The 12,956-nt window shown below is 71.1% G+C and carries 4 protein-coding genes; 3 read left to right on the top strand and 1 reads right to left on the bottom strand.

Going from position 1 to position 12,956, the window contains the following annotated elements; genetic code table 11:
- Nucleotides 1-117 precede the first annotated feature (117 nt).
- From AB0J90_RS13430 to AB0J90_RS13420, 3 genes are all read left to right on the top strand, one after another.
- Nucleotides 118-5,073 (top strand): carbohydrate-binding protein, encoded by a 4,956-nt coding sequence (locus AB0J90_RS13430; RefSeq protein ID WP_363595462.1) that lies wholly within the window; start codon nt 118-120, stop codon nt 5,071-5,073.
- 331 nt (nt 5,074-5,404) lie between these two features.
- Complete coding sequence (locus AB0J90_RS13425; protein WP_363595460.1) at nt 5,405-9,394, top strand: Pls/PosA family non-ribosomal peptide synthetase; 3,990 nt, start codon at nt 5,405-5,407, stop codon at nt 9,392-9,394.
- Nucleotides 9,391-10,716 (top strand): M1 family metallopeptidase, encoded by a 1,326-nt coding sequence (locus AB0J90_RS13420; RefSeq protein WP_363595458.1) that lies wholly within the window; start codon nt 9,391-9,393, stop codon nt 10,714-10,716. The genes AB0J90_RS13425 and AB0J90_RS13420 overlap by 4 nt, the downstream gene beginning before the upstream one ends.
- Nucleotides 10,717-10,781: 65 nt before the next feature.
- On the opposite strand, the gene AB0J90_RS13415 is transcribed toward AB0J90_RS13420, so the two are convergent.
- Nucleotides 10,782-12,947, bottom strand: a complete 2,166-nt coding sequence (locus AB0J90_RS13415) for a sigma-70 family RNA polymerase sigma factor (protein WP_363595456.1) — start codon at nt 12,945-12,947, stop codon at nt 10,782-10,784.
- Between the last annotated feature and the right edge of the window lie 9 nt (nt 12,948-12,956).

Genomic DNA, 12,956 nt, shown 5'->3' with positions numbered 1-12,956 from the left:
TGCGCGTCCGGTGGAAGGTCGGCGGCCTGCGCCGATCGGCCCGTCAGCGACCTCACCGCAGTCAGTCAAAGGAGAAACCTCGCCATGACGCTCCAATTGGGCGTGGGTAGGAGACGCATGCGCGTGCTCCGGCCCGTGATGGCCGTCGTACTCGTTGCCGGGTCCGCCACGGCATTCGGCCCGTCGTCGGCCGGAGCAGGGGAAACCCCACCGCCGGTCGTCGGGAGCGCGCCGACGCTCAACCTGAACAACGGGCAGACGCTCGAAGGCAAGGTCACCGTCACCGCCCAACCCACCACCGAGAACGACTCGGTGGCGAGCATCGCGGTCGACGGCACCCGGATCGACGCCGAGCAGACCGCCGGCATCGCGCACTTCGCCTTTGACATGGGCGGCAACGGCACCGAGGCCCGCTACCACAACTACATCACCGTCAACGACCACACCGCCGAGGCGGAACGTGTCTACTTCCCCGACATCCCCGGCGGACGCGCCAGCGGCCTTGACTTTCCCGGCGAGTGGCTGCATTCCGGGGTGAACACCGTCACCGTCCACGCCGGCTGGAACTGGGTCGACTCGACCAACACGGCCGCCGTCGGCTACGAGGTGCTGCCGTACGGCGAAGGCGGCCGCTGCCCCAACTACGACGACTTCCCGCTGAGCAGCCTCAGCCTCAGCCTGCTCGGCGTTGTCGCCGACGGCGAGCAGAACCTGTTCAGCTACACCCTCGGCGACGGCACCTGCGGCAGCTCCAGCCGCCCGCTGACGCAGGACCTGACCTTCGTCGTCTCCGGCGAGCCCGGAAGCACGGCCGGTCTGACTACCGACCTGGACACCGCTGCCCTCGGCAACGGCAGGCACACCGTCAGCGCGACCACCAGGTCGGGCGCGACGGCGAGCGTCACCGTGGACGTCAACAACGCGTCGCCCGGCGCGGCGAAGCTGACCCCCGCCGACGGTGCCCTCGTCCGCGGTACCCGACCGGTGATCGCCGCGCTGCCCAACGGCAGCAAGGAGAGCGTCGACTCGCTGGCCATCGACGACCGGGCCGCCCAGAACCCGGAGACCCTCGCCGCGGGAACCGCGACCCTCGGCCTCACGGTCGAGGCCGGCAACTCGGTCGAGGCGCGGTACCACAACTTCGTACTCGTCAACGGCAACCGGGTCGACCTCGGCGGCGACTACGGCGTCAGCGGTGCCGAGAACGTCAGCCTCGGCTTCCCCACCCGGTTCCTGCACCCCGGTGACAACGTGATCGAGGTCAGGACCGGCGACTACAACGGCACCGCCAACGGCGCGACCTGCGCGAACCACGACGACTTCAAAATCACCCGCGGTACGGCGAGCCTGAGGTTGAGTACGGCGGGCACGGTGACGACCGGTACCACGTACCTCGTGACCACCAGCGGCGGGACCGTGACGAAGACGGCGACGACGGACGCCTCGCTCTCGCTGGGCGACGGGACCTGCGGCGCCAGCAAGGACGCCGAGTTCCACTTCACGATCGCGGGCGCACCGACCGCGCGGACCATCGACACCCTCGGCAGCGGCGGCGACGCCCGGCTGAAGGTGTTCATCGGCGGCAACGGCACCGACAACGGTTACGACAACAAGGTGCTGATCAACGGCATCCCGCTGGCGCTGGGCGTCTGGGAGAAGGAGGTCGCCGACCTCACCTTCCCGAACGAGTGGCTGGTGCCCGGCGTCAACGTCCTGGAGTTCGTCGCCGGCAGCGACCACGGCAGCGCCAAGCCGGGCGGCTGCGACAACTTCGACGACTTCACCCTGGGCGACTTCCAGCTCACCCCGCTCGGCGCGAAGGCGACCCAGCTGACCCGACAGATCGCGGGAACCACCGTCACGATCGGCTCGGCGAGCTACCCGGCGGGTTCGCCGGTGACCGTGTTCATCGGTGACGGCACCTGTGGCAGCAGCTACAACCCGGCGCTGGCCAAGACGATCCTGTTCGACGCGACGGCGCAGGACGGCTCCGCGCTTCGGGCGCTGGGCAAGCGGGCGGACGTCGACACCACGTCGATCGCGGACGGCGCGCACACGATCAAGGCGGTCGTCGGCGACAAGACCTCGACCCGCCAGTTCACCATCGACAACACCGCACCGGTGATCGAGAACAGTGTGCCGGCCGAGGGACAGCGGCTGACCTCCACGGTCGCGCTCAACCTCACGATCTCCGACGCGACGGGGGTCGCCGGCACGCCCACCATGACGCTGGACGGCACGGCGGTGCAGCAGGGTGACCAGATCGGCCACGGGCTGCCCGCCGGCAACCACATCATCGTGGTGACGGCGACCGACACGCTCGGCAACACGGCCACCCGGGAGGTGCGTTTCACCAGCGCGAGCATCCCGGACGTGCCGACCGAACTCGACGCGACCGTCACGGGCTCCGCGTCGCCCGCGGCCGCGCTCTCGGCCAAGATCCCGGGTCAGGAGGGCGTCGCGCTCACCGCCACGTTCACCAAGGCGGACGTCGCAACCCCGTCCGTCGGCTACCAGGGCGAGGCGGCCGGCGTACCGACCACGCTCGACGTACAGCACGACAAGCTCGTCGACGTCGGCTCGCTGCATCCGCTCGACGGCCGGACGATCGACACCCCGTCCGGCCGCGACGTGGTGTTCCAGCGCTACGACGTGCCGCTCGGGGCCACCAAAGAGGTACCGACGCTGCGCTGGGAAGGCACCATCGACCCGCAGCGGGTCGTGGCGCTGCGCGCCTGGAACCCGGCGACCAAGAAGTGGGTCGTGCTGACCAGTTCCCGGGGCCAGGCCGAGCACAACACGATTCTCACCGCCCCGCTGGGCGCGGAGTACCGGGACGGCGCCGCCGTCCATGTACTGGTCACCGGCGAGGACCCGTTCGCCGACGACCTGTCGCCGCGCGACTCGTCGGCACAGAACGACAAGGACCGCTTCGAGGACCCGGACTCGTACGACTTCTCGATCACCCACTTCACCGACACCCAGTACCTCACCGAGGGCGCGGCCGGCGGAACGTACGACGACTGGGACGGCAACGCCGAGCCGTCGGACGTCGCGACGGCAGAGGAGCAGGCGCTCTGGGCGGCGACGTACCGCGACGAGATGCAGTGGATCGCCGACAACGCAGCCGAACGCAAGATCGCGTACGCCGCGCACACCGGCGACGTCATCGAGAACGACTACTACGATCCGCTGGCCACCAAGCCGGACGGCTCGCTGCAGCGGCCCGGCCTGAACGCCGAGGTCGACAAGGAACTCGCGCTCGCATCGAGCTACCAGAAGATCCTCGACGACAACGGCGTCGTGAACCAGGTCATCGCGGGTAACCACGACAACCAGCTGGGCGCCGAGACGGGCCCCGACTCCCGGTTCAGCAAGACGTTCGGCGCCGACCGCTACTACCGGGTGGCGCAGTCCTGGCCGGCGGGCACCGAGTACCACGCGTGGGACGAGGTGACCAACCCGGACGGAACCGTCACGCCCGGCAAGGACAACCAGAACAACTACACGCTGTTCTCCGCCGGCGGTCTGGACTTCGTCGCCGTTGGCCTGTCGTACGGGGTGACGCCGCAGGAGGCCAAGTGGGCCGACTCGATCTTCAAGCGGTACAAGGACCGCAACGGGATCCTGCTGTCCCACGACTACCTGAAGCCGTCGACCAACCCCGACGGCCGGGGGGCGGACTTCTCCGCGCCGGACGGCTCGCCGCTGTACAAGCAGGTCGTCGAAAACAACCCGAACGTCTTCCTGGTCCTCGCCGGACACGAGCACGGCGTCGGCACCAACCTGAAGACCAACGTCGGTGTGACCGTGGCGCACGATGTGGTCGAACTGCTGGCGGACTACCAGTTCTACACGGTGCCCGCCGGTGAACTCTGGCCCAAGCTGGTCGACGCGGCCGGCAACATCGACATCAACGGTGACGGCACCCCGGACCACAAGTCCACCGACCGGCTGCAGTTCGGTGCGAGTTTCCTGCGCCTGCTGCAGTTCGACGTCGACCGCGCCGAGATGCGCATCGACACGTACTCGCCGTTCCTGAACAACTTCGGGGCGACCGAGTACGACATCCGGCAGGACGGCAGCCAGACCAAGCCGCGGTACAACGGTGCGGAGGACAACCTGACCCTGCCGGTCGACCTCACCACCCGGAAGACGTCGTTCACCACCGACTCACTGGCGGTGTACGTACCGTCCGGCCTGATCGGGACCGCCGGGGTGGCCGCGAACGGCACCGCCACGGTGACCTGGGCGGGCCTCGTGCCAGCCACGTCGTACGCCTGGATCGTCTCGGCCCGCAGCGCCGACGGCGGCGTTGCCGTGGCCCAGCCGGCGGTGTTCCGTACCGCCAAGGGGGACCCGACGGTGACCGCGACCTCGTCCGCGACGGCCTGGGGCACGGCGGCGACCGTGACGGTCAAGGTCACGGCCGGCACCGCGCCGGTCTCGGGCACGGTGGAACTGCGTGAGGGCACCACGATGCGCGGCTCGGCAGCACTGGCCGGCAACACCGCGACGTTCACCCTCCCGGCGGGCCTCGTCGGCGGCAGCCACACGCTCACCGCGTCGTATTCCGGCAGCGAGTACCTCAACCCGGCCCAGGGCACCGTCACCGTGACGGTGAACCTGCCGGCGGCGTGGAACGCGTCGACGGTCTACAACAACGGCGACCGGGCCGCCTACCAGGGCAAGGTCTACCTGGCCTCCTGGTACTCCCGCAACCAGCAGCCGGGTGACCCGAACGGCCCGTGGCAGGAACTGGCCATGACCGAGGAGGGAGCCACGATCTGGACGGCATCGCGGATCTTCAACAACGGCGACACCGTGATGCACGACGGCAAGAAGTTCCGTGCCCGCTGGTACACCCGCAACCAGGTGCCGGGTGACCCGAACGGCCCGTGGGAGGAGATCGCCCCGCCGTCGCCGGACAACAAACCGGCGGTCTGGACGCCCACGACCGTGTACAACACCGGGAACCGGGTCACGTACCAGGGCCACGTGTACGAGGCGAAGTGGTACACCCGCAACCAGGCACCGGGTGACACCAACGGCCCGTGGAAGTCGATCGGCTAGCCGAAGCACGTACGCCGGCCCGGGACCTGAATGGGGTCCCGGGCCGGCTACCCGGATGCGGCTGGTGTGCCGGCCCCCACACGTGAACTCTGTGATGCCAACCACCGCAATGGCTTCGTTTGGGCGGCAATGGTTCGTTCCACGTTAAGCTGGTCGACCGGTGGCCGCGACGTCCCCGTGCCACCCGAAGAACCGATGCGCCGAGTTCCTGACACGCCACAAGCGTGGCCATCGCGCGGATCGCCACGCTGACCGTGAACCGGGTCGCCGATGGGCTGGAACGGCCCTCCCCCCACGCGGTGCAGCTCACGTTCGTCGGAGGGTGTGGAGTATGCGCGCGTACCTGGCAGGCACCGATCGGATCGAGGCACCCGAGGAGGCCCCGCCGGTCGACCCGCACCACGGCGTCGCGGTGGACCCGCTCGAAGCCCTGGACTTCGTACCGCCCGCCTCCGACACACCCGGCGGGCCGCCGGCGTTGTACCCCGCACAGGCGGCCCCGCCGGCACGCACACTGCTGGACATCCTCGCCCGGACCGCGTACCGGCACCCGGCCGCGCCGGCCCTCGACGACGGCGTCACGCTGCTCAGCTACCGGGCGCTCGAGTCCGAGGTCGACGAGGTGCGCCGGCAACTCGCCACCGCGGGCATCGGTGTCGGGGACCGGGTCGGTGTACGTGTGCCGTCCGGCACCGTCGACCTGTACGTCTCGATCCTCGGCGTACTGGCCGCCGGTGCCGCGTACGTGCCGGTGGACGCCGACGACCCGGACGAGCGGGCCGAACTGGTGTTCGCCGAGGCGGACGTCTGTGCCGTACTCGGACCCGACCGGACGCTGGTGGCACGCCACGCCCCGCACGGAAGCCCCGGCCGGCCCGGTCCTGACGACGACGCGTGGATCATCTTCACCTCCGGGTCCACCGGCCGGCCCAAGGGCGTCGCGGTCACCCACCGCTCCGCGGCCGCGTTCGTCGACGCCGAGGCGAGGCTGTTCCTGGTCGACGAACCGATCGGACCCGGTGACCGGGTGCTCGCCGGGCTGTCGGTGGCGTTCGACGCGTCCTGCGAGGAGATGTGGCTGGCCTGGCGGTACGGCGCCTGCCTCGTGCCCGCGCCGCGCTCGCTGGTCCGTACCGGGATGGATCTCGGACCCTGGCTGGTCGAGCAGCGCATCACCATCGTGTCCACGGTCCCGACGCTCGCCACCCTGTGGCCGGCCGAAGCCCTCGACGAGGTGCGGCTGCTCATCTTCGGTGGCGAGGCCTGCCCGCCCGAACTCGCCGCGCGGTTGGCCGTCGACGGCCGCGAGGTGTGGAACACGTACGGCCCGACCGAGGCCACGGTCGTGGCCTGCGCCGCGCGACTGACCGGCGACGGCCCGGTGCGCATCGGGTTGCCGCTCGACGGCTGGGACCTCGCGGTCGTGGACGGTCGGGGCGACGTGGTCCCGATGGGCGAGGTCGGCGAGTTGGTCATCGGCGGCGTCGGGCTTGCGCGCTACCTGGACGCGGCCAAGGACGCGGAGAAGTTCCCGCCGCTGACCTCACTGGACTGGTCGCGTGCGTACCGCAGCGGCGACCTGGTCCGCGCCGAACCCGAAGGGCTGCTCTTCGTCGGCCGCGCCGACGAACAGATCAAACTGGGCGGACGCCGGATCGAGCTGGGTGAGGTCGACGCCGCGCTGCAGGCACTGCCGGGCGTCGCCGCCGCGGCGGCCGCGGTACGCACGGCCAGGCACGGCAACCAGCTCCTGGTCGGGTACGTCGTCCCGAGCGCGCCCGACGGGTTCGACCGGGCGGCGGCGGTGCAGCGACTGCAGACGGCATTGCCGGCCGCGCTGGTTCCGCTGATCGCCGTGGTCGACGGACTGCCCACCCGCACGTCGGGGAAGGTGGACCGGGCCGCGTTGCCGTGGCCGTTGCCCGGCCTGGACACGACCGAGGTCGTCGAGCCGCTGGACGGCACCGAGGCCTGGCTGGCCGAGTGCTGGGAGGAGATCCTCGGCGTCGCACCTTCCGGCCCGGACGACAACTTCTTCGCCTCCGGCGGCTCCAGCCTCAGCGCCGCACAGTTGCTCACCCTGCTGCGCAGCCGCTACCCGGGCGCCTCGGTCAACGACGTGTACCAGCAGCCGGTGCTGCGCGAACTGGCGCGCACGCTCGACGGGTTCGAGGCGGTGCAGGAGACCACCACCCGTGTCGTGCGCCCGACCCCTCGGCGTGCCGGTCTCGTGCAGACCGCTCTGATGCTGCCGTTGTTCGGCGTTGTCGGACTGCGCTGGGTCGTCGTCCTCGCCGCGATCAACAACGTGCTCGCCCTGTTCGGTTCCTACCCGTGGGCGCCCACCGTGTCCTGGTGGTGGGTGCTGCTCGGCTGGCTGCTGGTGATCAGCCCGCCCGGCCGGATCGCGATCGCGGCCGGCGGCGCCCGGGTGCTGCTGCGCGGTCTGCGGCCGGGTAGCTACCCGCGCGGCGGTCGGGTACACCTGCGATTGTGGGCGGCCGAGCGGTTGGCGGCGTCGAGCGGCGCGACCAGCCTCGCTGGTGTGTGGATCACCTACTATGCACGCGCGCTCGGCGCGCGGATCGCCAACGAGGTGGACCTGCACTCGCTGCCGCCGGTGACCGGCATGCTCCAACTCGGGCAGGGTGCCGCGGTCGAGCCCGAGGTCGACCTCTCCGGGCACTGGGTGGACGGCGACGTCGTCCACGTCGGGCGAATCCGAATCGACGCAGGTGCGACCGTCGGTGCCCGCAGCACGCTGATGCCGGGCGCGCGGGTCGGCAAACGGGCCGAGGTCGCCCCCGGGTCGTGCGTGACCGGGGCGGTGCCCGCCGCGCAGCGCTGGGCCGGGGTCCCGGCGAGCCGGTCCGGCAAGGCCGCGCGCCGCTGGCCGCAGCAGCGTCCCGGCCGTGTGCGCGGCTGGACCATGGCGTACGGGCTCAGCTCGCTCGTGCTCGGCTTCCTGCCCGCGATCGCGGCGGTACCGGGGCTGCTCGTACTCGGCTGGTTCCTGCACGGCAGCACCACCCTGCAAACCGCTCTCGTCCGGACACTCGTCGGAGTGCCGCTCGCCACGGTGGCGGCGATGACCGCGTACGCGCTGCTCATCCTGGTCCTCGTACGCGCGCTCAGCTTCGGCCTGCGCGCCGGCCACCACCCCGTGCACGGGCGGGTCGCGTGGCAGGCGTGGGCGACCGAGCGACTGATGGACCTGGCCCGGGTCGGCCTGTTCCCGCTGTACGCGAGCCTGTTCACCCCGGTCTGGCTACGCGCGTTGGGTATGCGGGTCGGGCGGGGTGTCGAGGCGTCGACGGTTCTCGCGCTGCCCGCGATGACCACCGTCGGTGACGGCGCGTTCCTCGCCGACGACACCCTGGTCGCCTCGTACGAGCTGGGCGGTGGTTGGCTGCGCATCGGCGCCGCCCGAGTCGGCAAGCGGGCCTTCCTCGGTAACTCGGGCATGACCGCGCCCGGCCGTGCCGTACCGAAGCGTGGGCTGGTCGGCGTGCTGTCCGCCACACCGAAGCGGGCCAAGGCGGGCAGCTCGTACCTCGGCATGCCGCCGATGAAACTGCCGCGTGCGGCGGAGCAGGGCGACCAGAGTCGTACGTTCGACCCGCCGGTACGGCTGAAGATCGCGCGTGCCGCCGTCGAACTGTGCCGGGTCGTACCGGTCATGTGTACGGCCGCGCTGGGCGTGGTCACCCTCGCCGCGTTCGAGGCGCTCGCCGCCGGGTACGGGTACGTCGCCGCGCTGGCCGCAGGCGGTGCGCTGCTGCTCGCCGCCGGCATCGTCGCCTGTGTCGTCGCAGGCCTGGCGAAATGGCTGCTGGTCGGCGCGTTCCGGGTACGCGAGCGCCCGCTGTGGAGTTCCTTCGTGTGGCGCAACGAACTCGCCGACACGTTCGTCGAGGTCCTCGCCGTGCCGTGGTTCGCCGGTGCGGTCGGCGGCACCCCGCTGATGAACCTGTGGCTGCGCGGCCTCGGGGCACGCATCGGGCGCGGTGTGTGGTGCGAGACCTACTGGCTGCCGGAGACCGACCTGATCCGCATCGGCGACGGCGCCACCGTAAATCGCGGCTGTGTCGTGCAGACCCACCTGTTCCATGATCGGATTATGCGCATGGACCGGGTGACCCTCGACGAGGGCTCGACGCTCGGCCCGCACGGCATCGTGCTGCCCGGCGTGACGGTGGGGGAGCACGCCACCATCGGGCCGGCGTCACTTGTCATGCGCGGCGAGACCCTGCCCGGCGGGGGCCGGTGGCTGGGCAACCCGATCGCCGCCTGGCCGTCGGAAAGGGCACGCCGAGGGTGAACACGAAGCGGGTCCCGTCGGGCTCCGCCGGCAACACACCGGCGGACCCGTACCTTCCCGGGCACGGCAACGCCGGCTACCGGACCACGCACTACGATCTCGACCTGGAGTACAAGACCGGTCCCGGTCGGCTCTCCGGCCGGGCGAAGATCTCCGCGACCGCCGATCGGACGCTGACCGAGTTCAGCCTCGACCTCGGCATGTTCCGGGTGGACCGGGTCCTGGTCGACGGTGCGGCGGCGAGCTACACCCACCGGGCCGGCAAACTGCGGGTCCGGCCGGCCACCCCGCTGCCCGCCGGCACGCCGTTCACGGTCACCGTGCGCTACGCCGGGGTGCCCCGACCCATCCCGAGCCGGTGGGGCGACCTCGGCTGGGAGCGGCTCGACGACGGCGCGCTCGTCGCGAGCCAGCCCACGGGGGCGCCGTCCTGGTTCCCGTGCAACGACCACCCGGCCGACAAGGCCAGCTACCGGATCGCGATCACCACCCAGTCGCGGTACGCCGTCGTCGCCAACGGCACCCTCGTCTCGCACGAGGTCGGCGCCGGCACCACCACCTGGGTGTACGAGCAACTGGCGCCGATGTCCAGTTACCTCGCCACGGTTCAAATCGGACGTTACCGCCCGATCGACCTGGCCACGGGTCCGGTGCCCCAGCGTGCCGCCGTGCCGCCCCGGCTGCTCGCGGCGGCGCAGTACGACCTCGGCCGGCAGCCGGAGATGATGACGGCGTTCGAGTGCGTCTTCGGCCCGTACCCGTTCGGCGAGTACGCGGTGGTCGTGGTTGACGAGGCGCTGGACGTGCCGGTCGAGGCGCACGGGCTGTCCATCTTCGGGTCCAACCACGTCGACGGGCGTCGTGGCTTCGAGCGGCTCGTCGCCCACGAGCTGGCGCACCAGTGGTTCGGCAACAGCCTGACCGTGGCCGACTGGCGCCACATCTGGCTCAACGAGGGTTTCGCCAAGTACGCGGAGTGGCTGTGGTCGGAGCTGTCCGGCGGCGAACCGGCCCGGGCCCACGCGGTCCGGTCCCGGGCCATGGTCGCCGCGCTGCGCCAGGACCTGCGGCTGGCCGACCCGGGGGCGCGGCGCATCTTCGACGACCGGGTGTACCAGCGTGGTGCGCTCGCCCTGCACGCGCTGCGCGAGGTCGTCGGTGATGGGCCGTTCTTCACCCTGTTGCGGGAGTGGACGCAGGTCCACCGGCACGGCACGGTGACCACCGAGGCGTTCACCGCGTTGGCCCAGCGCCACACGTCACGGCCGCTCGACGGGCTGTTCGCCGCCTGGCTGTACGAACCGGCCCTGCCGCCGTCCTGACGGGAGCGTGCCCGCCGGGCGTTCGTCCCGGGACGACCGCACGCGTACCGGCCGACGGGAACGGCCTATCCGCCCGGGGTCATGGCGGCGCCGATGCGCTTGTCCCTGGTGTTGGTCAGGAAGGTGGTCGCCGGCAGCCGGCCGTCCGGTGATCTCGGCGCCAACGCCGAGGCCGGGTCGGTGCTGAGCAGCGCGGCAGCGTTCCAGCCGTCCTGGTCCCAGGAGTTCTCCGCCGCGTCCACACCGTCGCCGAGGGTGGACTCGCGGCCGTTCCCGACGGCCAGGTTGTGGCGCAGGAGCGAGGTCGATCGCTCGAAAGCGAAGCCGGTCTTCCCGTTCCGGAAGGCCGTGTTGCCGCGAACCGTCAGTGCGCCGGAGTTACCGCTCTCGGTGAACCCGTACCCGGCGTTGTCCCATGCCGCGCTGCCGGTGATCACGTGGTCGACCGGACCGGGTCGGGTGCCGCCGCCGAGCTTGAAGCCGTAGCCGTCGCCGTCGAAGGGGGCGATGCCCCAGCGGTTCACGCCGTTGCCGTACGCCCAGGTGTGCTCGATCGTGACCGGGCTGGTGAACTCGTGCAGCCCCAGTCCGTCGTCGGCGTTCTCGTACAGCCGGCAGTTGCGCACCACGTTGCCGGTGCCGGAGCCGTACTCGATGCCCAGGCCGTCGGCGTACTCGCCGTTCGTCGGGTTGTCGTGGTTGCCGAAGAAGTCGCTGTCGACCACCAGGTTGCCGGTGGTGTCGGGGTCGCGCAGCAACAGTCCGGTCTGGCCGTTGTCGTGAAACGACAGCGCTCGGAAGACGTTGTACGAGCACGACCGGCACACGTACGCGTGCTCGGGCGCCCCCTGCACCTCCAGGCCCTGCACCGTCCAGTAGCTCGCCCGCTGATTGACGTACGGCGCTCCGGCCGGGATCCGGGCCGCGTCGACGACCGGTTTCTCGTCGCGGTAGTTGCTGAGCACGATCCGCCGATCCGCCGTGCCACTCGTGGTGATCTCGACCGATCGGCTGGGTCGGTACACACCGCCGCGCAGCGCGATCGTCTCGCCCGGACCGACCACCGCCGTCGCCTTCTCCAGGGTGGCGAAGGGGCGGTCGAGACTGCCGGGGTTGGTGTCGCTGCCCTCGGGCGCGACGTAGTACGAGGCGGTCGTGACGCCGTTGAACCCGCCCGCCGGCCGTGGGGTCGCCGGTGCCGGGGTGGCCGGACCCGCGGTGGGCGCGCCCGGTGACGCCGGGCCGGTCGCTTCCGCCGACGGAATCGCGAGTTCGGGACCGTCCTGGTACGGCGGGTAGTACACCGCGTAGACGAAAACCGTGGTCGTCGCGACCGCGACGATTCCCCCGACCGGCAGGAGGTTCGCCATGAGGTACCTGACGGCCCGCTGGACCAGGTCCCACGCTCCCCAGAGGGGCGCGGCCGCACTGCCGACGGTGGCCGCGGCACCCGCGGATCCGGCCAGTCCCGCGAGCATCGGCGCGAGGTTGGCGCCCGCGAGCAGATGTTCCGCCGGTATGAGTTCCCGCTCGTGGGCGAGACAGAGTTCGCACCGCCGTACGTGCCGGCCGAGGTGCTTCAACCAGCGTGGATCGGACGGCCCGGCCAGCTTCGCCGCCGCGGCGGTCAGCTCGGCGCATCGCGGGATCGCATGCCAGGCGCGCAGGAGCGTACGGGCGAGCACGAGCTGTGCCTTCGCCCGCTGTACGCGTACCGCCGCGTGACCGGTGCTGAGCCGGAGTTCTCTGGCGAGGTCGGCGCGGGTGAGCGTGCCGGCCGCCTCCCGCCACCACAGCCTCAGTACGCGCTGCTCCTCGGCGCTGAGCCAACGGGCGGCCTCGTGGGTCTCGCGGCGCTCACCGGACAGGTGGAGCCGGAACATGGTCGAGTCGACGAAGTCACCGGCCGGGTCGGGCCACTGGGAGACGTCGCCGACGAGGGGCCCCAGCGCGGTCGCGACCCGGATCGAACGGCCGCGGTCCTGCATCTGGCGGTACGCGATCGAGATCACCCAGGCTCGGAAGCTCTCCGGATCCTTGAGCCCGGCGATGCCCCGTACGACGCGCAGCATGGTTTCCTGGACCACGTCGTCGACGTCGGAACTGCCGTGCAGTGCCTTGCCCACCACGTTGTAGACCAGTGGCATGGCCTCGGCGACCAGGGCCGCCATCGCGTCTTCGTCACCGCTGCGGGCCGCGCTGACGAGGGCGGGATCGACCGCTGTCCTCATGCCGACCAC

Source organism: Micromonospora sp. NPDC049523 (assembly GCF_040676775.1).
Classification (GTDB): Bacteria; Actinomycetota; Actinomycetes; order Mycobacteriales; family Micromonosporaceae; genus Micromonospora_G.
The sequence above is the reverse complement of the archived record's forward strand: the minus strand, read 5'-3'. Positions and strand labels throughout refer to the sequence as shown.

Coding starts and splice junctions, on each gene's coding strand:
- AB0J90_RS13430 (WP_363595462.1), top strand. CDS start 118: ATGCGCGTGCTCCGGCCCGTGATGGCCGTCGTACTCGTTGCCGGGTCC.
- AB0J90_RS13415 (WP_363595456.1), bottom strand. CDS start 12,947: ATGAGGACAGCGGTCGATCCCGCCCTCGTCAGCGCGGCCCGCAGCGGT.
- AB0J90_RS13425 (WP_363595460.1), top strand. CDS start 5,405: ATGCGCGCGTACCTGGCAGGCACCGATCGGATCGAGGCACCCGAGGAG.